Source organism: Microbacterium sp. SORGH_AS_0862 (genome assembly GCF_030818795.1).
Classification (GTDB): Bacteria; Actinomycetota; Actinomycetes; order Actinomycetales; family Microbacteriaceae; genus Microbacterium.
In genome coordinates this window covers 348428-373263 of the sequence record NZ_JAUTAY010000001.1, presented here as the reverse complement: position 1 = coordinate 373263, position 24836 = coordinate 348428, and the positions used below count along the sequence as shown (strand labels likewise).

The 24836-nt window shown below is 70.7% G+C and carries 27 protein-coding genes; 18 read left to right on the top strand and 9 right to left on the bottom strand.

Annotated elements, in window-relative coordinates:
- The first annotated feature begins 45 nt into the window (after nt 1-45).
- A complete protein-coding gene (hflX, locus tag QE377_RS01810; RefSeq protein WP_307319127.1) occupies nt 46-1560 on the top strand; it encodes a GTPase HflX in 1515 nt (504 codons plus the stop codon).
- A 7-nt stretch (nt 1561-1567) separates the two neighbouring features.
- Here hflX and QE377_RS01805 read toward each other — a convergent pair whose 3' ends face one another.
- Together QE377_RS01805 and lexA are read right to left on the bottom strand one after the other, a co-directional pair.
- Nucleotides 1568-3703: a prolyl oligopeptidase family serine peptidase gene (locus QE377_RS01805; protein WP_307319125.1), complete on the bottom strand. Its 2136-nt coding sequence runs from the start codon at nt 3701-3703 to the stop codon at nt 1568-1570.
- A gap of 59 nt (nt 3704-3762) precedes the next feature.
- Nucleotides 3763-4434: a transcriptional repressor LexA gene (gene lexA, locus QE377_RS01800; protein ID WP_274287769.1), complete on the bottom strand. Its 672-nt coding sequence runs from the start codon at nt 4432-4434 to the stop codon at nt 3763-3765.
- 249 nt (nt 4435-4683) lie between these two features.
- Between lexA and QE377_RS01795 the strand changes: the two genes are divergently transcribed.
- From QE377_RS01795 to QE377_RS01770, 6 genes are read left to right on the top strand one after another with little or no spacing between them, the layout of a single operon-like run.
- On the top strand, nt 4684-5037 hold the full coding sequence (locus QE377_RS01795; protein ID WP_307319122.1) for a LysM peptidoglycan-binding domain-containing protein: 354 nt from the start codon (nt 4684-4686) through the stop codon (nt 5035-5037).
- Between the two features lie 19 nt (nt 5038-5056).
- Nucleotides 5057-6151 carry a histidinol-phosphate transaminase gene (locus tag QE377_RS01790; protein ID WP_307319119.1) on the top strand — a complete coding sequence of 365 codons (1095 nt, stop codon included), beginning with the start codon at nt 5057-5059 and terminating at the stop codon, nt 6149-6151.
- Nucleotides 6148-6765, top strand: a complete 618-nt coding sequence (hisB, locus tag QE377_RS01785) for an imidazoleglycerol-phosphate dehydratase HisB (protein WP_307319116.1) — start codon at nt 6148-6150, stop codon at nt 6763-6765. Before QE377_RS01790 ends, hisB begins: the two co-directional genes overlap by 4 nt.
- Nucleotides 6762-7406 carry an imidazole glycerol phosphate synthase subunit HisH gene (hisH, locus tag QE377_RS01780; RefSeq protein ID WP_307319115.1) on the top strand — a complete coding sequence of 215 codons (645 nt, stop codon included), beginning with the start codon at nt 6762-6764 and terminating at the stop codon, nt 7404-7406. The genes hisB and hisH overlap by 4 nt, the downstream gene beginning before the upstream one ends.
- 58 nt (nt 7407-7464) lie before the next feature.
- Complete coding sequence (priA, locus tag QE377_RS01775) at nt 7465-8211, top strand: bifunctional 1-(5-phosphoribosyl)-5-((5-phosphoribosylamino)methylideneamino)imidazole-4-carboxamide isomerase/phosphoribosylanthranilate isomerase PriA (RefSeq protein WP_307319114.1); 747 nt, start codon at nt 7465-7467, stop codon at nt 8209-8211.
- The gene (locus tag QE377_RS01770) at nt 8195-8971 is read left to right on the top strand and encodes an SseB family protein (RefSeq protein ID WP_307319112.1); all 777 of its coding nucleotides are present in this window, start codon (nt 8195-8197) and stop codon (nt 8969-8971) included. The genes priA and QE377_RS01770 overlap by 17 nt, the downstream gene beginning before the upstream one ends.
- Before the next feature lie 15 nt (nt 8972-8986).
- Here the strand turns inward: QE377_RS01770 and QE377_RS01765 are convergent, their stop codons facing one another.
- Nucleotides 8987-9364: a DUF1844 domain-containing protein gene (locus tag QE377_RS01765; RefSeq protein ID WP_307325817.1), complete on the bottom strand. Its 378-nt coding sequence runs from the start codon at nt 9362-9364 to the stop codon at nt 8987-8989.
- Nucleotides 9365-9606: 242 nt separating this feature from the next.
- Between QE377_RS01765 and infC the strand changes: the two genes are divergently transcribed.
- From infC to QE377_RS01725, 8 genes are all read left to right on the top strand, one after another.
- Nucleotides 9607-10260 (top strand): translation initiation factor IF-3, encoded by a 654-nt coding sequence (gene infC, locus QE377_RS01760; protein WP_243227224.1) that lies wholly within the window; start codon nt 9607-9609, stop codon nt 10258-10260.
- A gap of 52 nt (nt 10261-10312) precedes the next feature.
- Nucleotides 10313-10507, top strand: a complete 195-nt coding sequence (rpmI, locus tag QE377_RS01755) for a 50S ribosomal protein L35 (protein WP_243227225.1) — start codon at nt 10313-10315, stop codon at nt 10505-10507.
- A 29-nt stretch (nt 10508-10536) separates the two neighbouring features.
- Nucleotides 10537-10923, top strand: coding sequence for a 50S ribosomal protein L20 (rplT, locus tag QE377_RS01750; RefSeq protein WP_137416599.1), 387 nt, complete (start codon nt 10537-10539; stop codon nt 10921-10923).
- Between the two features lie 76 nt (nt 10924-10999).
- Nucleotides 11000-11800, top strand: a complete 801-nt coding sequence (locus tag QE377_RS01745; RefSeq protein ID WP_307319107.1) for an RNA methyltransferase — start codon at nt 11000-11002, stop codon at nt 11798-11800.
- A gap of 91 nt (nt 11801-11891) precedes the next feature.
- A complete protein-coding gene (locus QE377_RS01740) occupies nt 11892-12680 on the top strand; it encodes an amino acid ABC transporter ATP-binding protein (RefSeq protein ID WP_307319105.1) in 789 nt (262 codons plus the stop codon).
- Between the two features lie 49 nt (nt 12681-12729).
- On the top strand, nt 12730-13641 hold the full coding sequence (locus tag QE377_RS01735) for a glutamate ABC transporter substrate-binding protein (RefSeq protein WP_307319102.1): 912 nt from the start codon (nt 12730-12732) through the stop codon (nt 13639-13641).
- 69 nt (nt 13642-13710) lie between these two features.
- The gene (locus QE377_RS01730) at nt 13711-14358 is read left to right on the top strand and encodes an amino acid ABC transporter permease (protein WP_307319099.1); all 648 of its coding nucleotides are present in this window, start codon (nt 13711-13713) and stop codon (nt 14356-14358) included.
- On the top strand, nt 14355-15266 hold the full coding sequence (locus tag QE377_RS01725) for an amino acid ABC transporter permease (protein ID WP_307319095.1): 912 nt from the start codon (nt 14355-14357) through the stop codon (nt 15264-15266). Before QE377_RS01730 ends, QE377_RS01725 begins: the two co-directional genes overlap by 4 nt.
- A gap of 2 nt (nt 15267-15268) precedes the next feature.
- On the opposite strand, the gene QE377_RS01720 is transcribed toward QE377_RS01725, so the two are convergent.
- Genes QE377_RS01720 through QE377_RS01700 form a run of 5 tightly spaced genes read right to left on the bottom strand, consistent with a single transcriptional unit; the run spans nt 15269 to nt 19358 of the window.
- A complete protein-coding gene (locus QE377_RS01720) occupies nt 15269-15865 on the bottom strand; it encodes a CbiQ family ECF transporter T component (RefSeq protein WP_307319092.1) in 597 nt (198 codons plus the stop codon).
- Nucleotides 15859-16545 (bottom strand): energy-coupling factor ABC transporter ATP-binding protein, encoded by a 687-nt coding sequence (locus QE377_RS01715; RefSeq protein ID WP_307319090.1) that lies wholly within the window; start codon nt 16543-16545, stop codon nt 15859-15861. Before QE377_RS01715 ends, QE377_RS01720 begins: the two co-directional genes overlap by 7 nt.
- A complete protein-coding gene (locus tag QE377_RS01710; RefSeq protein ID WP_307319088.1) occupies nt 16542-17666 on the bottom strand; it encodes an acetyl-CoA C-acyltransferase in 1125 nt (374 codons plus the stop codon). The genes QE377_RS01715 and QE377_RS01710 overlap by 4 nt, the downstream gene beginning before the upstream one ends.
- Nucleotides 17659-18756 (bottom strand): AMP-binding protein, encoded by a 1098-nt coding sequence (locus QE377_RS01705; protein ID WP_307319087.1) that lies wholly within the window; start codon nt 18754-18756, stop codon nt 17659-17661. Before QE377_RS01705 ends, QE377_RS01710 begins: the two co-directional genes overlap by 8 nt.
- Nucleotides 18753-19358, bottom strand: coding sequence for a biotin transporter BioY (locus QE377_RS01700; protein WP_307319083.1), 606 nt, complete (start codon nt 19356-19358; stop codon nt 18753-18755). The genes QE377_RS01705 and QE377_RS01700 overlap by 4 nt, the downstream gene beginning before the upstream one ends.
- Before the next feature lie 51 nt (nt 19359-19409).
- Here QE377_RS01700 and QE377_RS01695 point away from each other — a divergent pair, with 51 nt between their 5' ends.
- The 3 genes from QE377_RS01695 to pheT are packed head-to-tail and all read left to right on the top strand — an operon-like array spanning nt 19410 to nt 23619.
- On the top strand, nt 19410-20042 hold the full coding sequence (locus tag QE377_RS01695; RefSeq protein WP_307319082.1) for a TetR family transcriptional regulator: 633 nt from the start codon (nt 19410-19412) through the stop codon (nt 20040-20042).
- Between the two features lie 11 nt (nt 20043-20053).
- A complete protein-coding gene (gene pheS, locus QE377_RS01690) occupies nt 20054-21100 on the top strand; it encodes a phenylalanine--tRNA ligase subunit alpha (RefSeq protein ID WP_307319078.1) in 1047 nt (348 codons plus the stop codon).
- Nucleotides 21100-23619 carry a phenylalanine--tRNA ligase subunit beta gene (gene pheT, locus QE377_RS01685; RefSeq protein WP_307319075.1) on the top strand — a complete coding sequence of 840 codons (2520 nt, stop codon included), beginning with the start codon at nt 21100-21102 and terminating at the stop codon, nt 23617-23619. Before pheS ends, pheT begins: the two co-directional genes overlap by 1 nt.
- Nucleotides 23620-23647: 28 nt before the next feature.
- Here the strand turns inward: pheT and QE377_RS01680 are convergent, their stop codons facing one another.
- Entirely contained in the window at nt 23648-24778 is a 1131-nt protein-coding gene (locus tag QE377_RS01680) for an AAA family ATPase (RefSeq protein ID WP_307319073.1), read from the bottom strand.
- Nucleotides 24779-24836: the final 58 nt, after the last annotated feature.

Genomic DNA, 24836 nt, shown 5'->3' with positions numbered 1-24836 from the left:
CGGGAGGCTAGAGTGAGCGGGCGCGAGACGCCCCGAAAGGAAACGATGACAGAAACACCCCCGTCCACCGACGAGCAGCGGCTCGACGACGTCGACCGGGTGCTCTCGCGAGCGGATTCTCGCGCACGGATGCGCGGCCCTCTGGCCGGAGCGCAGGCGCTGCAGGATGCGGCGACCGTCGCGGACGGCTTCGGCGACGGTGAGCAGTTCGACCGCGAGGAGCGTCAGGCGCTGCGCCGCGTCGGCGGCCTGTCCACTGAGCTCGAGGACGTCACGGAGGTCGAGTACCGCCAGCTGCGGCTCGAGAACGTCGTCCTCGTGGGTGTCCACCCGCAGGGTGCGACCGAGGACGCCGAGAACTCGCTGCGTGAGCTCGCGGCCCTCGCCGAGACGGCAGGCGCCGTCGTGCTGGACGGCGTGCTTCAGCGCAGGCCGCATCCTGACCCCGCGACGTACATCGGCCGCGGCAAGGCGGAGGAGCTGCGCGACATCGTCGCCGCCGTCGGCGCCGACACCGTCATCGCCGACACCGAGCTCGCCGCGAGCCAGCGGCGTGCGCTCGAAGACGTCGTCAAGGTCAAGGTGATCGATCGCACGACGGTGATCCTCGACATCTTCAGCCAGCACGCGAAGAGCCGTGAGGGCAAGGCCCAGGTCGAGCTCGCGCAGCTCGAGTACCTCCTTCCGCGTCTGCGCGGTTGGGGAGAGTCGATGAGCCGGCAGGCCGGTGGCCAGGTCGGCGCCGGCGGCGCAGGCATGGGTTCCCGCGGCCCCGGTGAGACGAAGATCGAGCTCGATCGCCGCCGCATCCGCACCCGGATGGCGCAGCTGCGTCGTCAGATCCGCGACTTCGCTCCGGCCCGCGACGCCAAGCGCGCAGAGCGCAAGCGCAATACGATTCCCGCTGTCGCGATCGCCGGATACACGAACGCCGGCAAGTCGAGCCTCTTGAACCGCCTCACACGCGCCGGCGTCCTCGTCGAGAACGCGTTGTTCGCCACGCTGGATGCGACCGTCCGCCGCTCGGTGACCGAAGACGGGCGGATCTACACGCTGACCGACACCGTCGGCTTCGTCCGCAACCTCCCGCACCAGCTGGTCGAGGCGTTCCGTTCCACGCTGGAAGAGGTCGGGGACGCCGATGTCATCGTGCATGTCGTCGACGGCTCGCACCCCGATCCCGCGGCTCAACTCGCGACCGTCCACGACGTGATCGGCGATGTGGGGGCGCGTGACACGCGTGAGATCGTCGTGTTCAACAAGGCGGACCTCATCGACGACGACGCGCGGCTGCTGCTGCGGGGCCTCGTGCCGTCAGCCGTGTTCGTGTCGTCTCGCACGGGCGAGGGCATCGACGAGCTCCGGCAGGTCATCGAGGATGCGCTTCCCCTGCCGGAGGTCGAGTTGCGGGTGCTGCTGCCCTACGATCGCGGCGACCTCGTCTCGGCCGTGCACGAGCACGGGATGATCTACGAGGAGACGCACGAGGCGGAGGGCACGGCCCTCCACGCCCGCGTCGGCGCCGCGCTCGCCGGCAGGCTCGAGGCCTTCCTGGCCTGAGAGTGCGTCATTCCCCGTCGAGGGCGGGGAGCAGGACGAACAGGTCCGGATCGTCCGCCGTCGCCGTGAAGCCCGCCCCTCGCAGGGTCTCGGCCCAGCCAGAGGTGTGCGGGCGGGCGAAGAGCGGACGCAGGGGCTCGCGCGAGACGACCACGCGCAGGTCGCGCTCCGCGTGCACGGTGTCGCTCTCGGGGTCGATGCGCACCGTTCGCCCGTCCGGGCCGTCGGCGATGCGCAACGCGCCGATCGACAGCGGCAGCTCGGGTGCGTCCGTGGCGAAGCCGAACACCTCGCCGAGGAACGCGAGCTCAGACGTGAGCGCGTCGATCGTCGTCTCGCGGCGACGGAACCCGTGCCCCTCGCCGTCGTACAGGACGTACGCGTGGGGGACCCCCTGGTGGCGCAGAGCGTCCCGGATGGCCTCGGCCTGCGCGGGCGGGACGACGCGATCCTCCGTGCCTTGGAGGATCAGCAACGGCACACGGAAGCGGTCGGGGTGCGTCAGCGGCGAGCGTTCGATGTAGACGTCAGCCGTCTCCGGCAGGGGGCCGATGAGCCCGTCGAGATAGCGCGACTCGAAGTCGTGCGTATCCGCGACGAGGGCGCGCGCGTCGCCGACGCCGTACCGCGAGACGCCTGCGGCGAAGACGTCGCCGCGCGTGAGGGCCGAGAGCACCGTCCAGCCGCCCGCGGATCCGCCTTCGATCGCGAGCCGTTCCGGATCGGCGAGACCTGCCGCGGCGAGGTGTCGGGCCGCCGCGATCACGTCGTCCACGTCGGCGACGCCCCACTGGCCGCGCAACCGCTCACGGTAGGCGCGCCCGTAGCCGGTCGAGCCGGAGTAGTTGACATCGAGGACCCCGATGCCGCGGCTCGTGAAGTACGCGATCTTGCGGGACGCAGCGGGACCCACGTGCGCGGTCGGACCGCCGTGCACCCACACGAGGCAGGGGGCGAGCTCGTCGTCGGGCCCGCGGAGCTCCGGATGCGTCGGCGGGTAGAAGTAGGCGTGCACGGGACCGTGGACTCCGTCGGCGGTCATCGCGCGGGGTGCGGGCAACCACGCTTCGAGTGCGGAGAGGTCGTCGCCGGCCAGCCGTTCCGGCGGTGCTGCGCCGTCCGCATCCACGAGCCAGAGTCCGAGCGGGGCGGATGCGGAAGCCGTCGTGACGAGCAGGCGCGTACCGCGCGCATCCTCGAGGAATGTCTGGGAGGCACCGTCCACGCCGACGGAGCGGATCGTGCCGTCGGCAGGATCGATCACCACCACCGAGTCCTCGCCGTTCGTGCGCACAGCGACGATCCGTCCGTCCTCGAGCGGCGCGAACCACCGCATCCCGAGCGTCCACAGCGCGCCGCCCGTGTCGGCGTCGTCGTGGGTCAGGACGCTGCGCTCCCCGGTATCGGGTCGCACGCGCTGCACCTGCCAGCGGCCGGACGTGTCATCGAGGTAGAGCAGCTCGTCGGAGCCGGTCCACAACGGCTGGAGCGCCGAGGCGGCGCCGTCCGTGACGCTGATCTCATCGAAGACCACGCCGTCGCGCAGACGTGCGACGTGCAGACGGGTGCGGTCCCACGGCAGATCGGGGTGATTCCATCCGATCCATGCGAGACGGCGGCCGTCGGGAGACAGCGCCGGCTGGGCGACGAAGTCGTCACCGCGCGCGACGACCCGAGCACCGGCGCCGTCCAGCGAGATCTCGACGATCGCGCGCTCGCCGCCGGATGCGGCGGCGCGCTCGCGCACCGCGAGCAGTCGGCCGGACGCCCACACAAGGCCGCCGAACGCCGTGCCGACCTCCTCTGCCGTGAGCGGGGTCGGGGCGCCGTCCGTGCCGAGGAGGTAGACGCGCTGATCGCTTCCTTCCACGAAGAACAGTCGCCCGTCCTCAGCCGCGCACCACGCGCCGCCGCCGTACTCGTGCACCCGGGACCGGGCGCTCCAGGGAGCGGGAAGGACGTCCGCAGTCCGGCCGTCGCGCCGGCGGCGCACCGCCATGCGGCCGCCCTCCTCCGGCACCGACTGCGCCCACCAGATCTCCTCGCCGATGAACCGCGCACCGTCGAAGCGCGTGGAGGCGCTCGCGACATCGGCGGCGGAGACGGGCGAGGGCCAGGAACCGTAGGGGATGGGGGCGGTCATCCCCCCACGCTACGCGGCAGCCCGGGGCCCGCCCAGCCGAACGGGCGAGAGTCGGCGACTCAGACCGCGCGCATCAGAGCGACGACCTTGCCGAGGACGACGGCATCGTCGCCGAGGATCGGCTCGAAGGCCGTGTTGCGCGGCAGCAGCCATACGTGTCCGTCGCGGCGCCGGAACGTCTTCACGGTCGCCTCCCCGTCGAGCATCGCGGCGACGATGTCGCCGTTCTCCGCCGTCGGCTGCGAACGGACCACAACCCAGTCGCCGTCGCAGATCGCGGCGTCGATCATCGAGTCTCCCGACACCTTCAGCATGAACAGATCGCCCTTGCCCACGAGCTGGCGGGGCAGTGGGAAGATCTCTTCGACGTGCTGGTCGGCCGTGATCGGCACACCCGCCGCGATACGCCCCACGAGCGGAACCAGCGCGGCGTCGCCCACGGCGGGTGCGGCGTCGGCCGGGTTCTCGGCGGCGGTGCCCGGCAGATCGATCAGGACCTCCATCGCACGCGTCTTGCCGGGGTCGCGCCGGAGATAGCCGGAGAGCTCCAGCTGGTTGAGCTGGTGCGTGACGCTCGAGAGCGACTTCAGCCCGACCGCATCCCCGATCTCGCGCATGCTCGGCGGGTAGCCGTGGCGTGCGATCGAGTGCTGGATGACCTCGAGGATCGCGAGCTGCTTGTCGCTGAGGCTCTTGCGCCGGCGGGTCTGCGGCTTCTGGTTGGTGGCCATGCGGCACTCCCGTCGGGTCTGTTCCGTTCGAATGTCGGAGGTCGGTGATTCGGTCTCTTCAGCGAAACCGTAGCGGGGATCGGCGGGGATCCCGCCCTTCTGAAGGGCGTGTCGTCTTCGAAACTCGACCGGCTTCGCGATCGCTTGACAGTACCGTAAATCGAAGATAGCTTCGGAAGAGAAGTTCGTACCCGGCTGTCCCGGCCGGAGGGCCGGGTACGAATCTCTTCCCGTCCTGAAGGAGTCGTCATGAGCACGATCGAGTTCGCCGCCCCCGTCGCCACCCGCCTGCGCCTGACGGCGCGCGGTCGTCGGGTGCTCGCCTGGCTCGTCGCTCTGCCCGTCATCGCGGCGCTGGCCGTCGGAGTGATCAGCGGCGGATCCGCTCTGGCCTCCCACGAGCCCGGAGCGGCCGCCGGTTCGTTCGAGATGGTCACCGTGATGGCGGGGGAGTCGCTGTGGTCGATCGCGGAAGAGGTCGCCCCGCAAGACGACCCGCGCGATGTCGTCGACGCGATCATGCGGCTCAACACCCTGCCGGGCGCGCAGGTGAGCGCGGGCCAGCGTCTGGCCATCCCGGCGGAGTACACCTCGGGCGAGTGAGGTCCCGCTCGGTTCTACGATGGACCGCGTGACGATCAGCCTCGACGATTTGCCGATCCGCGACGACCTGCGCGGACTCAAGCCCTACGGTGCACCCCAAGCGCCGCTCCCGGTGGCGTTGAACGTCAACGAGAACACGCATCCGGTCCCGGCAGATGTCGCGTCCGACATCCTCGCGTCGATCGGCGCCGCTCTCGAACAGGTCAATCGCTACCCCGATCGCGAGTTCACCCGCTTGCGGGAGGCTTTCGCAGGCTATCTCGGCGGCGGTCTCGTGGCGGAGCAGATCTGGGCGGCGAACGGGTCCAACGAGGTCCTGCAGCACGTCCTGCAGGCTTTCGCAGGTCCTGGGCGCACCGCCTTCGGCTTCGCGCCGACGTACTCGATGTACCCGCTGCTCACCCGCGCGACGGGGGCGGACTGGGTCGCAGGCACCCGGGCCGCGGACTACAGCCTGAGCGCCGCGTCCGCCGCAGAGCAGGTGCGTCGGGCGGACCCGGATGTGATCTTCCTCTGCGCGCCGAACAATCCGACCGGCACGCCCATGACGCTCGACGTCATCGAGGCGGTGTACGCGGCCAGCCGCGGCATCGTGATCGTCGACGAGGCTTATCAGGAGTTCGCTCCGCGTGACACCGCGTCGGCGGTCTCGCTCCTGCCCGGACGCGAGCGGCTCGTCGTCTCCCGGACGATGAGCAAGGCGTTCGCCTTCGCGGGCGCGCGGGTCGGCTATCTGGCTGCCGACCCCGCCGTCGTCGACGCTCTTCGCCTGGTGCGGCTGCCGTACCACCTCAGCGCGCTGACCCAGGCGGCCGCGGAGGCCGCGCTGCGTCACGCCGACACGATGCTCGGCATGGTCGATGAGATCGTCGCCCAGCGCGATCGCATCAGCCGCGAGCTGGCCGCGATGGGGTACCGCCCGCACGAGTCATGGACCAATTTCGTCCTGTTCGGCGGTGTCGCCGACCCCGCGGCCGTGTGGCAGGCGCTGTACGAGCGCGGCGTCCTCATCCGCGACGTCGGCATCCCCGGCCACCTGCGCGTCACCGCGGGGACGGAGGCCGAGACGACGGCGTTCCTGGCGGCCATGGCGTCGATAGACTCGCAGGCATGACCGCGCAGCCCGTATCGCACCGCACCGCAGAGCTCAGCCGGGCCACGAGCGAGTCGCAGATCGAGCTCTCGCTCGACCTCGACGGCACCGGGAAGAGCTCGATCTCGACGAGCGTCCCCTTCTTCGACCACCTGCTGACGGCGTTCGCGAAGCACTCGCTCACCGATCTGACGGTGCGGGCCACGGGTGACACCCACATCGACGCCCACCACACCGTGGAAGACGTATCGATCGTGCTCGGTCAGGCGATCCGTGCCGCTCTGGGAGACAAGAGCGGCATCGCACGCTACGGCGACGCCCTCGTGCCGCTCGACGAGGCGCTCGCGCAGGCGGTGGTGGACATCAGCGGCCGTCCCTACCTCGTGCACGACGGCGAGCCCGACGGGTATGCCTTCCACCTGATCGGCGGTCACTTCACCGGGTCGCTCGTGCGCCACGCCTTCGAGGCGATCGCCTACAACGCCGCTCTGACGGTGCACGTGCGCGTACTGGGCGGCCGTGACCCGCACCACATCGCCGAGGCGGAGTTCAAGGCGTTCGCACGTGCGTTCCGTCAGGCCAAGGCTCTCGACCCCCTCGTCGACGGCATCCCGAGCACGAAGGGCGCCCTGTGAGCGACGCGCCGCTGGTCGCCGTCCTCGACTACGGGTCGGGAAACGTCCACTCCGCAGTGAAGGCTCTGGCCGCAGCCGGCGCCGACGCACGGCTCACCGCCGACCGCGGACTCATCCAGGATGCCGACGGACTGCTCGTGCCGGGCGTCGGAGCGTTCCGTGCGGTGGCGGAGTCGCTGCGCGCGAGCAAGGGCGACGAACTCATCGGGCGGCGGTTGGCGGGCGGACGAGCGGTGCTCGGCATCTGCGTCGGTATGCAGGTGCTCTTCGAGCACGGCGTCGAGCGCGGTGAAGCGACCGACGGGCTGGGGGAGTGGCCGGGCACGGTGACCGAGCTCGACGCGCCCGTTCTGCCGCACATGGGCTGGAACACGGTCTCGCCGGATGCGGGCTCGCGCCTGTTCGCGGGGCTCGAGGAGGAGCGTTTCTACTTCGTGCACTCCTTCGCTGCGCAGCAGTGGACGATGCCGCCCCAGGCACCGTTCGCCGAGCCGGTGCTCACATGGGCCACGCACGGCTCCCCGTTCCTGGCTGCGGTGGAGAACGGACCGCTCAGCGCCACGCAGTTCCACCCCGAGAAGTCGGGGGCTGCGGGCATCCGTCTCCTCGCCAATTGGATCAGCACGCTGCGACCCCAGTAGTCTCTTACCTCGTGCCGCACGCCGGAGATCCGCCGGGTGCGCGAGCGCACGAGGAGCCATGAACGATTTCGCGTCCACCCCTGAACTCATCCTTCTGCCGGCGGTCGATGTCGCCGACGGGAAGGCCGTCCGCCTCACCCAGGGGGAGGCCGGTAGCGAGACCAGCTACGGCGACCCGGTCGACGCTGCCGTCGAGTGGGCGCGGCAGGGCGCGCAGTGGATCCACCTCGTGGACCTCGACGCCGCGTTCGGCCGCGGCAGCAACGCCGCCGTGATGCGCCGGGTCATCAAGCAGGTGAAGGGCGTCCAGGTCGAGTTGTCGGGCGGGATCCGCGACGACGAGAGCCTCGACGCCGCGCTCGAGTCGGGAGCGACGCGCATCAACCTCGGCACGGCGGCGCTGGAGAACCCCGAGTGGGCGGCGGATGTCATCAGCCGTTACGGCGAGGCGGTCGCCGTCGGGCTGGACGTGCGTGGCACGACGCTCGCGGCACGCGGCTGGACGCGCGAGGGCGGCGACCTCTGGGCGGTGCTCGACCGCCTCGAGGACGCGGGCTGCAGCCGCTACGTCGTGACCGACGTCACCAAGGACGGCACGCTGCGGGGGCCCAACGTGGAACTGCTGCGCGAGGTCACGGCGCGCACTCCGAAGCCGGTCGTCGCCTCGGGCGGGATCTCGAGCCTCGACGACATCGCCGCGCTTCGCGAGCTGGTGCCGTTGGGCGTCGAAGGTGCCATCGTGGGCAAGGCCCTTTACGCCGGCGCGTTCACGTTGGCCGAGGCACTGGATGTCGCAGGACGCTGACGCGAGCTGCGGACACGACTCCGCGGGGGTCCCCTGGGAAGGGCGTCGCTTCCAGCCGAACACCCACGCGGGTGACGACGGCGCGGCGGATGCGGCACTGCTGGCCGCGCTGACGGCCTTCCGCGCGGGTGAGGGCGACGCTGTCGCCGTCGTCGACGCCTATCGCCGTGCGCGCCTGCTGATCCCCCTCATCGCCGAGAAGGGGGACGAGGGCACGGCCCCCAGCGGACTGCGCGTGGACAAGACGCAGGAGTTGTCGATCGTCACCGTCGCCGGACCCGACGGGCGCCGCGTCCTGCCGGTCTTCAGCTCCGTCGAGACCATGGCCCGGTGGGATCCCAGCGCGCGGCCGGTGCCTGCCGACGGCATCCGCACGGCGCTCGCTGCCGCGGGCGACGACACCGATCTGATCGTGATCGACCCGGGCTCGCCCACGGAGTTCGTGCTGCGCCGGCCTGCTGTCTGGGCCATCGGTCAAGGGCACGCCTGGGAGCCGAGCCCCGTGTCGCCCGAGGTGTTCGCGGGGCTGCAGGAGAGCATCGGCGGGGAACTCGCCGTGCTCGACCTCTCGGTCGCCGCCGGCGACCCCGACGCCCGCCTGCGGGGTCCGGAACTCATCGTCGAGCTGCACCTCATCGACGGACTCGACAAGGAGCAGCTCGATGCGGTCCTCGCACGTCTCGCCCGCCGCTGGTCGGTCGATGACCGCATCGCGGTCCTCGTCGACTCGCTGACGGTCAAGCTCCGCCGGTCGCGCTGAGGCGGCCGCATCCGCTCAGGTGACGGGGCCGGTCCACTTCTCGCCGGGCCCCTTGCCGATCGGGTCGGGGATGACGGATGCCTCGCGGAACGCGAGCTGCACCGAGCGCAGGCCGTCGCGCAGCGACCGCGCGTGCATGTCGCTGATCTCGGGGGCCCCCGCGGTGATGAGGCCCGCCAGGGCGTTGATGAGCTTGCGCGCCTCGTCGAGGTCGGTCTGGGTCTCGGGGTCGTCCGCGAGGCCGACCTTCACGGCGGCGGCGCTGAGCAGGTGCACGGCGGTCGTGGTGATGACCTCCACCGCGGGGACGTCTGCGATGTCGCGGGAAGCGGCATTGGCCGCCTCCTCCTGACGCTCCCAGCGCTCCTGGTTGGCGCGCGCCTGCGCGTCGATGTCGGCGGCCTGGTCGTACGGAGTCGAGTCCACGTTGCTCTTTCTGCTAAAGTGGGCGAGCACCGGAGCGTCTGCTCCGATCGAAAGAGGATCACATCCCACCCGCGCTTGCCGCTCCAGGCTACCGGGTCATTGCACTCCACCTCCTCGCGAGGGGGTCGTCAGGGTGCGAGAAAGCCGGCGCTTCGCGTCGTGCCGGGTGGCGTGGTCTTCTTCCGCCCGGGAATGTCGTCGACATCCCGGTGGCCCCATCCGCTACGTCAGAGGAGTTCCGCATCAGCGATCCCCGCACCAACGACCGCATCCGCGTTCCCGAGGTCCGCCTCGTCGGACCCGCGGGTGAGCAGGTCGGCGTCGTCCGCATCGAGGTGGCGCTGCGCCTGGCCCAGGAGGCCGACCTCGATCTCGTCGAGGTGGCCCCGAACTCGAAGCCCCCCGTGGTCAAGATCATGGACTACGGCAAGTTCAAGTACGAGGCTGCGCAGAAGGCCAAGGAAGCGCGTCGCAATCAGGCCAACACCGTCCTCAAAGAGGTGCGTTTCCGCCTGAAGATCGAAGCTCACGACTACATCACCAAGCTCAAGCGCGCCGAGGGCTTCCTGCAGGCCGGCGACAAGGTCAAGGCCATGATCCTGTTCCGTGGCCGCGAGCAGTCGCGTCCCGAGCAGGGCGTGCGTCTGCTGCGCAAGTTCGCCGAGGACGTCGCCGAGTTCGGCACCGTGGAGTCCAACCCCACGATCGACGGACGCAACATGGTCATGGTGGTCGCCCCGCACAAGAACAAGTCCGAGGCGAAGGCGGAGCAGAACGCTCAGCGCGCGGCGAACAAGGAAGCCGCCCGTCAGGCACGCACCGGGGACGCCCCGGAGCCTGCCACCGCAGACGCGGCCGAATAAGGCCACACACCTGGTCCCGCGCCACGCGGGAGTCACAACGAAGGAAGAGAAGATGCCGAAGCAGAAGACCCACTCGGGTGCCAAGAAGCGCTTCAAGCTCACCGGAAGCGGAAAGCTCATGAAGCAGCAGGCGAACATGCGCCACAACCTCGAGGGCAAGTCGAGCCGTCGCACCCGTCGCCTGAACCAGGAGCAGGTCCTGGCTCCCGGTGACGCCAAGCAGGCCAAGAAGCTCCTCGGTCTCTGATCGCAGACGCACGTAAGTAAGGGAAAGAAATGGCTAGAGTCAAGCGGGCAGTAAACGCCCACAAGAAGCGTCGCGTCATCCTCGAGCGCGCCTCCGGTTACCGCGGTCAGCGTTCGCGCCTGTACCGCAAGGCCAAGGAGCAGGTCACCCACTCGCTGGTCTACGCGTACCGTGACCGTCGCAAGCGCAAGGGCGACTTCCGCCGCCTCTGGATCCAGCGCATCAACGCCGCCGCTCGCCAGAACGGCATCACGTACAACCGCTTCATCCAGGGCCTCGGCCTCGCGGGTGTGCAGGTCGACCGCCGCATCCTGGCCGAGCTCGCCGTGAACGAGCCCGCCACGTTCGCGTCGCTCGTGGCGACGGCGAAGGCGGCTCTGCCGACCGACGTCAACGCCGCCAAGGCCTCGGCGTAATCAGAACACCACGAAGGGGCGTCCTCCTGACGGAGGGCGCCCCTTCGGCGTGCCCGCGTCACCCTAGACTGGGAACGTGCTGGAGAATCCCCGATCCCCACGCGTTCGCGCCGTCGCCAAGCTCGCCAAGCGGGCTGCCCGCGACGAGACGGGCCTGTTCCTCCTGGAGGGCCCGCAGGCCGTCCGTGAAGCCCTCGCCTTCCGGCCCGAGAGCATCGTCGAGCTGTTCGCGACCCCGACCGCTCTCGAGCGCCACCAGGATCTGCGCGATGCCGCGGCCGAGGTCGGGCTCGAGATCGAGTACACCGCCGAACCGGTGTTGGAAGCGATGGCCGACACCGTGACGCCGCAGGGGATCGTCGCCGTCGCCCGGCAGTTCCCCACCTCGCTGCGCGATGTGCTGGCCGCGGGCCCGCGCCTGCTGGCGATCTGCGAGGAGGTGCGCGATCCCGGGAACCTCGGCACCATCATCCGAGCGGCCGACGCGGCGGGCGCCGACGCGGTGATCCTGACCGGCCGCACGGTCGATCCCTACAACCCCAAGGTGGTCCGCGCGACCACCGGATCGCTCTTCCACATCGCACTGTCCCGTGCCGGTGAGCTCGCCGGTGCCGTGACCGCCATCCGTGGAGCGGGGCTGCGAGTCGTCGCCGCCGACGTCAAGGGCGACGACCTGCTCGAGGCGCGGGCGGCGGGTCTGCTCGGACAGCCGACGGCGTGGCTGTTCGGCAACGAGGCGCGAGGCCTCGAGGACACGGCGCTCGAGCTTGCGGATGCGGCGCTGCGCCTTCCGATCTACGGCAGTGCAGAGTCCCTCAACCTCGCGACGGCAGCGAGCGTCTGCCTGTACGAGTCGGCCTTCGCGCAGCGCAGCTGACGCCTCGCCCCGGCCGGGCGAACGTTAGAAGTCGGTGAGAGATCCGTCAAGAGTCCCCGACGTGCGCTGGGGCGATTCATAGTCTGTCCTGATGACGCCCTCGGATGCCGCGCCCCCGACTTCGAACATCACCGTGCGTCGCGGCGACCCGCTCGTCGTGCTCACCGACGTTCAGAAGCACTACGGCGATTTCCAAGCGCTGACCGACATCGACCTCACCGTCAACCGCGGCGAGGTCGTCGTGGTGATCGGGCCGTCCGGCTCCGGCAAGTCGACGCTTTGCCGGACGATCAATCGACTCGAAACGATCACCAGCGGGACGATCACGATCGACGGGGAGAAGCTCCCGAGCGAGGGGAAGCAGCTCGCGGCCCTCCGGGCGGATGTCGGCATGGTCTTCCAGTCGTTCAACCTCTTCTCGCATCTCACGATCCTCGAGAACGTCACCCTCGGCCCGATCAAGGTGAAGGGAATGAAGAAGGCGGACGCCGAGCGCGAGGCGAAGACGCTGCTCGAGCGCGTCGGCGTGGCGCATCAGGCGAACAAGCTCCCCGCCCAGCTCTCCGGCGGCCAGCAGCAGCGTGTCGCGATCGCGCGTGCCCTGGCGATGACGCCGAAGGTGATGCTCTTCGACGAGCCCACCAGTGCGCTGGACCCGGAGATGATCAACGAGGTCCTCGACGTCATGACCTCGCTCGCCGAGTCCGGCATGACCATGATCGTCGTGACGCACGAGATGGGCTTCGCGCGCAAAGCCGCCGACCGGGTCGTCTTCATGGCCGACGGACGCATCGTCGAAGAGGCCGCACCCGATGCCTTCTTCACCTCCCCGAAGAGCGAGAGAGCGAAGGACTTCCTCTCCAAGCTCATCACCCATTGACCTCCGCACGTTCTTCCCGCACCAATCCCCCCACAGCAAGGAGAGAGAAATGCGCACCACACGACTGACCGCCCTTCTGGGACTCGCGGCCGTCGCCGCCCTGGGCCTCACCGCGTGCAACAGCGGATCGCCGACTCCCGGCGGCGCCGGCGGCTCGGAGGGCACCGACGAGAGCTCGGTCTGGTTCGAGACCGCCACCGACGTCTCGCTCGAGGGCAGCCCGACCTTCGACCGCATCACCGAGCGCGGCGGCGTCATCGTCGGAGTGAAGGAGGATCAGCCGGGCCTCGGCTTCCTCGATGTGACCACCAACGAGCGCACCGGATTCGACATCGACATCGCCCGCTGGATCGCCGCATCCCTCGGCTACGGCGAGGAAGACATCACCTTCCAGCCGATCGCCTCAGCGAACCGCGAGCAGGCGATCGTGAACGGGGACATCGACTACTACGTCGGCACGTACTCGATCACCGACAAGCGCAAGGAGCAGATCGACTTCGCCGGACCGTACTTCATCACGGGTCAGGGCCTGCTCGTCGCCAGCGACAGCGACATCTCCAGCGAAGCGGATCTCGGCCCCGACACCAACGTGTGCTCGGCCACCGGGTCCACGCCGATCCAGAACATCAAGGCGAACTTCCCGGGTGTGCCCACGACGGAGTTCGACGTCTACTCCGCCTGCGTCGAGGCGCTGCTCAACGGCCAGGTGGATGCGGTCACCACCGACCAGGCGATCCTGATCGGCTACGCGGCCCTGTACCCCGACGAGCTCAAGGTCGTGGGCGAGCCCTTCAGCGAGGAGCGCTACGGCGTCGGCCTGGAGAAGGGTGACACCGTCCTCCTCGAGCACATCAACGAGATGTTCACCGACGGCGGAGACATCTGGCAGGCCATCTTCGACAAGAACCTCGGCGCGTCCGGGATCACCGTCGAGCAGCCGGCCGTCGACGCGGCCAGCTGACAGAACCTGAGGTGAGGGCGGTCTCCCCGGGGGGATCGCCCTCACCGGATCACGGTAAGGACCTCTGAGATGAACGTGATCGTCGACAACCTCGACATCTGGGGCATCGCGCTGCGCAACACGCTGCTGCTCTTCTTCGCGGGCGCTCTGATCGCGCTCGTGCTGGGCACGCTCGTGGGCGCCATGCGCGTCTCGCCGGTGCCGATCGCCCGGGCAGTCGGCACGGTGTACGTGAACATCGTGCGCAACACCCCCCTGACGGTCATCTTCTTCTTCTTCGCCTTCGGATACCCCGCGCTGGATCTGCCGAACCCCGGTTACACGGTGCTCGCGATGTGCGCGCTCGGGATCTACACCGCCACGTACGTCGCCGAGGTCCTGCGCTCGGGGATCAACACGGTGCCGGTCGGTCAGGCGGAGGCCGCCCGCGCGCTCGGGCTGACGTTCGGCCAGGTCATGACGCTCGTGATCATGCCGCAGGCGTTCCGCTCGGTGGTGCCGCCCATGATGAGCGTGCTCATCGCGCTGCTCAAGAACACGACCATCGCGGCGGGCTTCTCCGTCGCCGAGCTCGGCGTCATCCGCGCGAACCTCAGCGAGCGCGGCGAGAACGCGCTGGTGGTGCTGCTGTGGGTCGCAGTGATCTTCATCGTGATGGTCCTGGCGCTCTCGCTGATCCAGCGACGACTCGAGAACCGATGGAGGGTGGCGCGATGAGCTCCGTTCTGTACGACCTGCCGGGCCGTCGCGCGATCATCCGCAACCGGATCATCGGCGTCATCACCGTGCTCGTCATCCTCGGTCTCGGTGGATTCGTCGTCTACCGATTCATCGAGACCGGTCAGTTCTCCGCCGAGAAGTGGTACATCTTCACCTTCACGACCGTCTGGGAGCAGATCCTCGCGGCCACGGGACGCACGCTGGCCGCCTTCGCCGCCGCCGCCGTCGCATCCGTTCTCCTCGGGTTCGTCCTGGCGCTCGGTCGCATGTCCGATCACGCGTGGGTGCGCTGGCCCGTCACGTGCATCATCGAGCTGTTCCGCGCGGTGCCCGTGCTGATCCTCATGATGCTGCTCTACTACGGCCTGCCCGTCGTGGGTGTGAGGCTGGAGGCGTACTGGGCCGTCGTCATCGCGCTCGCCGTCTACAACGGTTCGGTGCTCGCCGAGGTCATCCGCGCCGGGGTCGAGTCGCTGCCGCGCGGTCAGAGCGAGGCCGGGTACGCACTGGGGTTGCGCAAGGCCGGCGTGATGCGCCTGATCCTGCTTCCGCAGGCAGTGCGGGCGATGCTGCCGGTGATCGTCGCCCAGCTGGTCGTGACGCTCAAGGACACCGCGCTCGGCTACATCATCACCTACAACGAACTGCTGTACTACGCCCGGCTGATCGGCACCCAGGCGCAGTACGACCGGCCGATCCTGCAGGCCGGGATGGTGGCGGCCGCGATCTACATCGCTCTGTGTCTCGTGCTCGCGGGCATCGCCAAGTGGGTCGAGGTCCGGATGCGCTCCTCGCAGCGCGCGGGCCGGGGCGCGCAGGCCACCCCGTCGGGTCGCGCGACGACCGACACGGAGGTCATCGCGGCCCAGCGCGGTGCCGGGAAGTTCGACTCCAGCGCCCTCTGAGCTCAGCGGACGCCGCGTGCGGTCAGGGCATCTCCGAGTTCGTCGGCGTGCTTGAGGGCGAGGATGAGGAAGGGCACGACGAAGGAGCGAATGCCGCGCCCCGCGCCGCGGGCACGCTGCGCCTCGCGCACCTGATGCGCCAACCTGACGAGAGTGGGGACCGCGCCGAACGCGACGACCAGCAGGAGCGCCGCCCGGCTCGGATCCCGTCCGAGGAGGCGCAGCGGCGAGAGTGCACGCTCGAAGACCTCCCACAGGGCCGTGACCGACGTCGTCAGGGCGAGAAGTGCTGCCAGCACGACGGCGGCCGTGATGCGCACCGTGCCGATGGTCGCCGCCTCGAGACCGAGGAAGATCACCTGCCCGACGAAGCTCATCGCGACGAGCAGCCGAAGGACCCAGATCTGGTGAGCCAGCCGCGTCCAGCCCGTCCCCGGTGCGGCGTAGCAGAGCAGGGTGAGACCCGCGGCGACGGCGCACGACAGCCAGGTGGCGGGCAGAAGCGATACCCCGAGCACGAGAGCGAGCAGCAGGAGCGTCTTGCGTCCGGCCGGCATCCGGTGCCAGGGCCCATCACCCGGTCGGTACAGGCTCAGCATCCGAGGCTCGCCGCGTACGAGCGCACGACGTCCCGCGCCTCTCCGACGGCGACCACGCGGCCCTCCGCCACGTGGACGGCCGCCTCGCAGCGTTCGGCAAGGGCGAGGTCGTGGGTCACCAGCAGCAGACGATGCCCGGTGTCCGCCAGGAGGTGGTCGGCCACGATCCGGGCGTTGCGGCCGTCGAGATAGGCCGTGGGTTCGTCGGCGACGACGAGTTCCGGTCCGCGCACGAACGCGCCGCACAACGCCAGCAGCTGCTTCTGCCCTCCCGACAGATCGTGCGCCGAACGGTCGCCGAGCTCGGCGAGCCCGAAACGGGTCAGCGCGTCCGCCACCCGTTCCGCCCGCTCGACACGACTCATCCTGTCCCCGCGCAGCGAGAAGGCGACGTCCTCCGCGACGGTCGGCATGACGATCTGGGCGTCGGGGTTGCTGAAGACGATCGCCACGCGGCGGCGGAGCTCGGAAGCGTCGCGGACCGGGTCGAGCCGCAGCACCCGGGCTGTTCCGGCGGACGGTGCGACCAGCCCGCCGACCACGCGCGCGAGCGTCGACTTGCCGGAGCCGTTGTCGCCCACGACGGCGACCGTGCGGGCATCGAGATCGAGATCGAGGTCGCGGAGCACCTCGGTGTCGCCGAGTCCTACTCCGAGCCGCTCGAGTCGGATCGCGCTCACCTCACCACCTCGACGACCATCGCGATACCCAGGCCGCCGCTCACGGAGGCCGCGGCGACACCGATGCTCCCGGACGGGCGCCCGGCGCGCACCAGGCGCGAGAACAGCCGCACGAGCGCGACGGCGCCGCTCGCGCCCCACGGATGTCCGAGCGCAAGAGCACCGCCGTCGGCGCACACCCGCGCGTCGTCGTCGGCGAGGCCGAGACGACCCAGCACCGCGAGTGACTGTGCCGCGAACGCCTCGACGATCTCGAAGGCGGCGACGGCCGCGACCTCTGTGCCGGACGCGGCCAGCGCCGCCTCGATGGCCGGTGCCGCACCGAGCCCGGGGTACGCGGGGTCGACGCCGACGACGGCGTGCGCACGGACGACGAGTCCCGGTGTCTGTGCGTGCCGCGCTGCGCTGACGAGGGAGACAGCGGCTGCCCCGTCGCCGATGCGCGTGGCCGTGCCCGCCGTCACGGTGCCGTTCTCGCGCAGGGGCGTGAGCCGGGGGAGCAGGGCCAGAGCCCCGCCGACGGCGTCATCGGCGCTCACCCCGTCGATCGGGACGATCTCCGCCGCGAAACGCCCCGACTCGCGGGCCGCGGCGGCGCGCCGATGGCTACGGGCGGCTGCGGCGTCCTGGCGGTCACGGTCGATGCCGTCGAGACGGGCGAGCGCGTCGGCGGCGTCGATCATGTCGGGGTCCGGCCAGCCGGCGGGGACGAAGGGTGCCCGCTCGAAGGAGACGCCCCGGATGCGTCGTTCCGGTGCCGTCGAGGCGCTCTCGACCCCGCCCGCCAGTCGGGGGCGTTCATCGCCGGCGGCGATCGCCCGTGCGGCGTCGATGATCGCGGCCAGCCCGCTGCCGCACTGCCGGTCCACCGTCGCACCGGGAGTGTGCGCGCCGAAGCCGGCGGCCAGTGCGGCGAGGCGGGCGGTGTTGCCGCCCGGGCCGCGACAATTGCCGAGGACGACATCCGCGACCTCGAACGGTGCGCCGGTGGCGCGCGCGGCGTCGTCGGCGGCGGCGCGCAGCACCGGCGCGGCGAGACGGTCGGCGCTCACCCCCGCCAGCGCACGGCCGCGCGTCGTGAGCGCGGAGCGGCGCGCCGACACGATCAGCACGTCAGACACGAGGCACCTCTCCCGACGCCAGTCGTCGCTCCACCTCGGCACGAGCGATCTTGCCGGACGAGGTGCGGGCAATCGTGCCGGCGAACCACAGACGCGGCCGGTGGGCCGGCGCGAACAGGTCCGCCGCCGCGGCGCGGAGCGTCGCCGCATCCAGACAGCCGGGTCGTACGGGCTCGATGAGGGCTGCCACGAGCCTGCCGACACCGGGCGCGGGCAGGCCCACCACGGCGGCGTCCGCGACGCCCTCCAGGGTGCGCAGGGTCCGTTCGATCTCCGACGGGACGACGGTGGCACCCGCCGTCTGGATCGCCTCGTCCGCACGGCCCGTCACCCGCAGCCGGTCGTCCCGGAGCTCGCCGCGGTCGCCGACGCTGACCCACGCGCCGTCGCGTCGGAGCGGACCGGGCGCGCCCAGATAGCCGAGAGAGATGTACGGGGAGCGGGCCCAGATGACGTCTCCACGCACCGCGATCTGGACGCCCGGGAACGCGCGCAGACCTGTCCCGTCATCGTCGAACGCCACGAACGACAGCTCTGCTGCGCCGTAGTACTCCACGACGCGGATGCCGCGGGCGAGGGCTTCGACGCGGATGTCGGCGGGGAGGGTCATCCCTCCGACGAGCGCGGCGCGCAGCCGCGGGGCGCCTCCGGAGGCGAGGACCGCGGCGAAATGAGTGGGAGTGCCGTGGAAGAGAGTGGCCCGGGAGCTTGTGGCGGCAAGTTCGGGTGCAGGACCGCGCTCCAGCGCGTGGGCCAAGGAGAAGAGCGTCAGCGATGAGCTCGGTGGTGCCGGCAGCAGCACGACGTCGTCGGGGAGCGTGCCGAGCAGCCGCTCGACGGCGGGGAACGACCGGGCCCAGGACGCATGCGTACGCACCACGACGCGGGGAGCGGCCGAGCTGCCGGAGGTGAGAGCCGCCCACTCCGCCCCGTCGGGCGCGGGCGTCTGCGCGAGGAGCGAGAGGATGTCGGCGCGTACCTGTGCGGGCCAGCGCTCATCGAGCACAAGGGGAACGCGCCCCGATCGCCTCAGGACGGCGAGACGCGCCGGCGCCTCACGCGCCTCGATCGGGACGACGAAGGCGCTCACGCGGCGGTGGTCGGGCGAGTGCGCCATTGACGCCGGAAGGCTCGCGGATACCCGCGCACGAGGGTGTCGACGATCAGCGTCGTCGCGACGACCTTGAGGAGATCGCCCGGGAGGAACACAAGGCTCGACAGGGCTGCCTCGCCGAGCCCGATCCGCAGCACGAGAGCCTGCACCGGGATACCGACGGCGTAGACCACCAGCACACCGCCCGCCAGGGTGCCCAGGAAGGTACGCCACCAGACGGGCCGGCGGCCGGCGGCGTGCACGATGAGACCGATGACCACGACCCCGAGGAGCCAGCCGAGCAGATAGCCGCCCGTGGGCCCGAAGAAGACCCCGATCCCACCGCGTCCGCCCGCGAGGAGCGGGAGGCCCGCGGCGACCAGTGCCAGCACCGCGGTGACCGAAAGCGCCCCGACGGCAGGGCCGAGGATGGCGCCCGCGAGCATGACGCCGAGCGTCTGGGCCGTGATGGGCACCGCACCGAAGATGGTGAACGCGCCGGGGAGGCCGAGCACGGCGATGACGGCGGCGAAGACGCCGGCTCTGGCGATGTCGGTGGCGTCGAGTCGGCGGTGCAACGAGGGGGCGAGCACGGTCATGGATCCTCCTGAACGGCGTTCATGTGAACACTGTTCAGGTACAGTACCCGCATGGCGGCCGACGGCTCAAACTCCCCCCGCGCGCCCCGGCGCTCGAAGACGGACGTCGTGGATGCGGCCCTCGCGCTGCTGGACCGCGTGGGGCTGCCGGATCTGTCGATGCGCCGGCTCGCGGACGAGCTCGGCGTCCAGCCCAGTGCGCTCTACTGGCACGTGGAGAACAAGCAGGAACTGCTCGCCGCCGTCAGCGCCCGCATCCTCGCCCCCGTGGCCGCCGGTGGCGCGCTCGGCGCGGCACTCCCGCTGGGCGAGGCCGCCCGGATGCTGGGGGAGCGCCTGCACGAGCGACTCCTCGCGCACCGGGACGGCGCCGAGGTCGTGTCCAGCTCTCTTGCGCTCGGACTGGTGCCATCGCCCCTTCACCTCGTGCTCGCCGAGGGCTATCAGGATGCCGGGCACGCGCCGCAGGTCGTGGCCGACGCCGTCACCCACTTCGTCGTCGGCTACACCTTCCATGAGCAGCAGCGCACCGCAGCAGACGCCCTCGGAGTCGCCGCCCGCGCGGCCGCGCTCACGCCGGACGACGTGACGAGCCGGAGCCCGGATCCCTTCGCCGCAGCGCTCGCGCTCATCACCGCGGCGGCGGATCTCCCGGCCGCTTCGAAGCCCTCAGCGCCCCGGTAGACTCGATCACCGTGTCCGACGCACCCCAGAACGAGATCACCCCCGATGCGGTGAGCGCCGCGGTAGACGAGGCCCTGGCCGCCATCTCCGCAGCCGCCGACTCCGCAGCCCTCAAGCTCGCGCGCAGTGCGCACGCCGGAGAGGGCTCGCCGCTCGCGCGCCTGAACGCCCGCCTCCGTGACGTCCCGAACGAGCGCAAGGCCGAGTTCGGAAAGCTCGTCGGTCAGGCGCGGGGCCAAGTGAACCAGGCGCTCGCCGCGCGCGACGCGGAGATCGAGACCGCCGAGACCGCGGCGCGTCTCGAGGCCGAGCGCGTCGACATCACGGCGATCCCGGTCCGCACGCGCGTCGGCGCGCGGCATCCGCTGACCCTCCTGCAGGAGCAGATCGGCGACATCTTCGTCGGAATGGGGTGGGAGATCGCGGAGGGACCGGAGCTCGAGCACGAGTGGTTCAACTTCGACGCTCTCAACTTCGACGTCGATCACCCCGCGCGCCAGATGCAGGACACGTTCTTCGTCGACCCCGTCGATCGCCACCTCGTCATGCGCACCCACACGAGTCCCGTGCAGGTGCGATCGATGCTCGAGCGCGAGCTCCCGATCTACGTCGCGTGCCCCGGGCGGGTGTACCGCACCGACGAGTTCGATGCGACGCACCTTCCGGTCTTCAGCCAGTTCGAAGGACTCGTCATCGACAAGGGGATCACGATGGCGCACCTGAAGGGCACGCTCGACCACGTCGCGCGCCAGCTGTTCGGACCGGAGGCCAAGACGCGCTTCCGCGCCAACTACTTCCCCTTCACCGAGCCCAGCGCCGAGCTCGACCTCTGGCACCCCACCTTCAAGGGCGGGGCCCGATGGATCGAGTGGGGCGGCTGCGGCATGGTCAACCCCAACGTGCTGCGCGCCGCGGGCATCGATCCGCAGGAGTACTCCGGCTTCGCCTTCGGCATGGGTATCGAGCGCACCCTGATGTTCCGCAGCGATGTCCAGGACATGAGGGACATGGCCGAGGGCGATGTGCGATTCAGCGAGCAGTTCGGGATGGTGGTGTGATGCGCGTTCCGCTGTCGTGGTTGCGTGAGTTCGTCGAGGTTCCTGCCCAGGCCTCTCCCGAGGACGTCCTGGCCGCCTTCGTGCGGGTCGGATTCGAGGAGGAGGACATCCACCGCTTCGAGCTGCAGGGACCGATCGTCGTGGGCGAGGTGCTCTCGTTCGAGGAGGAGCCGCAGTCCAACGGCAAGACGATCCGGTGGTGCCAGGTGCGCGTGGCGCCCGAGGGTGAGACGGCGGCCGACGGCGGGGCCGACGTCCACGGCATCGTCTGCGGTGCCCGCAACTTCTTCCCCGGTGACAAGGTCGTCGTGACCCTGCCCGGTTCGGTGCTTCCCGGGCCCTTCCCGATCGCTGCGCGCAAGACCTACGGCCACGTGTCCGACGGCATGATCGCCTCGGCGAAGGAGCTGGGGCTCGGCAGCGAGCACTCCGGCATCCTCCGCCTCGTCGAGCTCGGGATCGACGCACCCGTCGGCACCGACGCGATCTCCCTGCTGGGGCTCGACGACGTCGCCGTCGACATCAACGTGACCCCGGATCGCGGGTACGCGCTCTCGATCCGCGGTGCGGCCCGTGAGTACTCGCACGCGACCGGCGCCGCCTTCCACGACCCCGCCGAGCGCCCGCTCGACGAGCCCGGGACGGGGTTCCCGCTCGCCGTGTCCGATGAGAACCCGATCCGCGGCCGCGCGGGTGTCACGGAGTTCGTCGCCCGCGTCGTGCGCGGCGTCGACGCTTCCCGACCCACACCGCCGTGGATGATCACGCGTCTGACGCTCGCCGGCATCCGCTCGCTCGGCATCCTGGTCGACATCACCAACTACGTCATGCTCGAGCTCGGCAACCCGATCCACGGCTACGACCTCGACAAGCTGACCGGCGGGATCACCGTGCGCCGGGCTCGAGCGGGGGAGAAGCTCGAGACCCTCGACGGGACCGTCCGCACGCTCGACGCCGAGGACCTGCTGATCACGGACGACTCGGGGCCCATCGGCCTCGCCGGCGTCATGGGCGGCGCTGCCACCGAGATGAGCGACGCAACGACGAACGTGCTCATCGAGGCGGCGATCTTCGATCAGATCTCGATCGCCCGCACCGCGCGTCGCCACAAGCTGCCGTCGGAGGCGTCACGCCGCTTCGAGCGCGGGGTCGACCCGGCGGTCCCGTACGCGGCCGCCCAGCGCGTCGTCGAGCTGATGGTGCAGTACGCCGGCGGCACCGCCGACGCGACCGGCGCGGCGCTCGGGGCGGAGCTCGAGCGCGAGGCGATCGCGCTCGAGTACGACTTCGTGCCGGGCCTCATCGGCGTCGACTACACGCGTGAGCAGATCGTCGCCGCCCTCGAGCTCATCGGTGCGACGGTGCACGACACCGGCTCGGTGTGGTTCGTCGACGCGCCGACGTGGCGTCCCGACCTGACCGACGCGTGGACGCTCGCGGAGGAGGTCGCCCGCATCGAGGGATACGACCGCATCCCCTCGGTGCTGCCGGTCGCCCCCTCGGGACGCGGCCGGACGCCGGCGCAGCAGGGTCGGCGTCGCGTCTCGAATGCGCTCGCCGCCGCGGGATACGTCGAGACGCCGTCGTTCCCGTTCGTCGCGCGCGAGCAGAACGATCTCCACGGCAGTGCCGACGGGTCCTCGCTGCCGAGCATCAAACTCGCCAATGCGCTCGACTCGCAGGCGGCGTATCTCCGCCGCTCGCTCGTGCCCGGCCTGCTCCAGGTCGCCCACCGCAACGTCGCGCGCGGACTCGTGGATCTGAGCCTCTTCGAGACAGGGTCGGTGTTCCTCCCCGAGCCCGGCGTCACGTACGGCACGTCCTTCGTCCCGCCGCTCGCGGTGCGCCCGGATGCGGCGACGCTCGCTCAGCTGGACGGCTCCATCCCGCCGCAGCGACGCCACGTGGCCGTGCTCGTGGCGGGCGCTGTCGCGCCCAAGCAGCCGGGGCGCCCCGCCGAGGCCGCGGGACTCAGCGAGGTGCTGGACGCGGTGCGCGTGATCGCGGCCGCAGCGGGTGTCGAGGTGACGATCGCGCAGGGCCGGCGCGCGGCACTGCACCCGGGCCGCAGCGGCATCGTGTCGGTCGACGGCACCGATGTGGGTTACGTGGGAGAGCTGCTTCCCGCCGTCTCCGAGGCCGCCGACCTCCCGGGGCGTATCACGGTGGCCGAGCTGGACCTCGACCTCCTCATCGAGATCGCGGGTTCGCGTGTCGTCGCCGCTTCGCTGTCGGGCTATCCCGCGGCGACTCAGGACGTCTCGCTCGTGGTTCCCGCCGACGTCGCGGCCGCGGACGTCCGCGCCGCGCTCGTCGACGGAGCCGGAGACCTGCTCGAGTCCGCGCGGCTCGTGGACGACTACCGGGGTCAGGGCGTGGACCAGGGATCGAAGAGCCTGACGTTCGCGCTGCGCTTCCGTGCCGAGGACCGCACGCTGACCTCGGCGGAGGCGACCGACGCGAAGCTCGCGGGAGTCGCGGTAGCGGGCGAGCGGTTCGGAGCCGTCCTGCGCGACTGAGCGGAGCGCCTGAGCCCACGCGCTCCGCTCAGCGGCTTCCCCAGTTCCATGGGGGGACGTCGAGGAAGCCCTGCCCTTCGACGATCGTGCCGTCGGAACTGCGCGCCAGACGGTGGGCCAGGGCGCCCGCATCCGCCAGCCGGCGTGCGAGCTCGGCCGCATGGGTCACCACGATCACCTGGGTGCCCCGCGACGCGGACACGATGAGTTGCGCCAGCGGGGCGAGCAGACTCTCGTGCAGACTCGCCTCCGGCTCGTTGAGCACGATGAGCGGCCCCGGGGCCGCGGGCAGGAGCGCGGCGCACAGCAGCAGATAGCGCAGGATCCCGTCGCTGAGTTCGGCGACGTCGAGCGCGCGCAGCAGTCCGGGCTGGCGAAGTCGCAGCCGCAGTCGCCCGTCCTCCGCGTCGATCTGCACGCGCATGCCCGGGAATGCGCGATCGATCTCCGCGTCGAGGACGTCGCCCGCGCCCGCTTCGCGCACGCTCGCCCAGAGCGCCGCGATGTTCTGCCCGCCGTGCGCAAGGGCGCGCGTGCGCGTGCCCACCTGCGGGGAACGTGCGGGAGCATCCGCATCCACGCGGAAATGGTCGTAGAAGCGCCAGCTCGCCAGTGTCCGTCGCAGCGTCAGCAGCTCGGGACCGGTGTCGCCGTCGGCGAGGTCGAGGAGGATGCTCTCGAACGGTGCGAGCGACTGCCGAAGCGTGGTCCAGGACCCCTCGCGCACGCGCGTCGCCGGGCCCCGCCGATCGATGAGCAGCGTCGAGGGCTTGGCGACCGTGCCGGCGAAGACCTGCTCCCGCTTGATCTCCGGGTCGCGGGAGAACAGGCTCGCGCTGCCGATCTGCGGCAGACCGAGATCCACCAGATAGCCGAGCTCGTCGGAGGCGAAGCCCAGCCGCACGGCCACGGGGTCACGCCGCAGGGTGCCCTCGCCGCCGCCGTCCTCGGGGCCGGCCCACAGCAACGACGACAGGCCTCCCTCACGCGCGACCGCCTCGACCATGCCGCCGGTGGCGGCTCCCGCGAGCAGGCGCAGGGCGCGGTACAGGTTCGACTTGCCGGTCCCGTTCGCGCCGGTGACGACGGTGAGCCCGTCCAGCGGCACGACGACGTCGCGGAGCGACCGGTACCCGGAGACGGCGATGGTCTGCAGCATCGCTCCAGTCTGGCGGGAGTGTCCGACGCGCGCCGAGTTGCGGATGCGGCGTGCGCGC

Bases quoted from the DNA above. Each gene is read 5' to 3' on its own strand.
- hflX (WP_307319127.1), top strand. From the start codon at position 46: ATGACAGAAACACCCCCGTCCACCGACGAGCAGCGGCTCGACGACGTC.
- QE377_RS01700 (WP_307319083.1), bottom strand. From the start codon at position 19,358: ATGACCGTGCTCGCCCCCTCGTTGCACCGCCGACTCGACGCCACCGAC.
- QE377_RS01720 (WP_307319092.1), bottom strand. From the start codon at position 15,865: ATGCTGAGCCTGTACCGACCGGGTGATGGGCCCTGGCACCGGATGCCG.
- QE377_RS01725 (WP_307319095.1), top strand. From the start codon at position 14,355: ATGAGCTCCGTTCTGTACGACCTGCCGGGCCGTCGCGCGATCATCCGC.
- QE377_RS01770 (WP_307319112.1), top strand. From the start codon at position 8,195: ATGTCGCAGGACGCTGACGCGAGCTGCGGACACGACTCCGCGGGGGTC.
- hisB (WP_307319116.1), top strand. From the start codon at position 6,148: ATGACCGCGCAGCCCGTATCGCACCGCACCGCAGAGCTCAGCCGGGCC.
- QE377_RS01740 (WP_307319105.1), top strand. From the start codon at position 11,892: ATGACGCCCTCGGATGCCGCGCCCCCGACTTCGAACATCACCGTGCGT.
- QE377_RS01695 (WP_307319082.1), top strand. From the start codon at position 19,410: ATGGCGGCCGACGGCTCAAACTCCCCCCGCGCGCCCCGGCGCTCGAAG.
- rpmI (WP_243227225.1), top strand. From the start codon at position 10,313: ATGCCGAAGCAGAAGACCCACTCGGGTGCCAAGAAGCGCTTCAAGCTC.
- QE377_RS01730 (WP_307319099.1), top strand. From the start codon at position 13,711: ATGAACGTGATCGTCGACAACCTCGACATCTGGGGCATCGCGCTGCGC.
- QE377_RS01680 (WP_307319073.1), bottom strand. From the start codon at position 24,778: ATGCTGCAGACCATCGCCGTCTCCGGGTACCGGTCGCTCCGCGACGTC.
- lexA (WP_274287769.1), bottom strand. From the start codon at position 4,434: ATGGCCACCAACCAGAAGCCGCAGACCCGCCGGCGCAAGAGCCTCAGC.
- pheT (WP_307319075.1), top strand. From the start codon at position 21,100: ATGCGCGTTCCGCTGTCGTGGTTGCGTGAGTTCGTCGAGGTTCCTGCC.
- rplT (WP_137416599.1), top strand. From the start codon at position 10,537: ATGGCTAGAGTCAAGCGGGCAGTAAACGCCCACAAGAAGCGTCGCGTC.
- QE377_RS01805 (WP_307319125.1), bottom strand. From the start codon at position 3,703: ATGACCGCCCCCATCCCCTACGGTTCCTGGCCCTCGCCCGTCTCCGCC.
- QE377_RS01790 (WP_307319119.1), top strand. From the start codon at position 5,057: ATGGACCGCGTGACGATCAGCCTCGACGATTTGCCGATCCGCGACGAC.
- priA (WP_307319114.1), top strand. From the start codon at position 7,465: ATGAACGATTTCGCGTCCACCCCTGAACTCATCCTTCTGCCGGCGGTC.
- QE377_RS01795 (WP_307319122.1), top strand. From the start codon at position 4,684: ATGAGCACGATCGAGTTCGCCGCCCCCGTCGCCACCCGCCTGCGCCTG.
- QE377_RS01735 (WP_307319102.1), top strand. From the start codon at position 12,730: ATGCGCACCACACGACTGACCGCCCTTCTGGGACTCGCGGCCGTCGCC.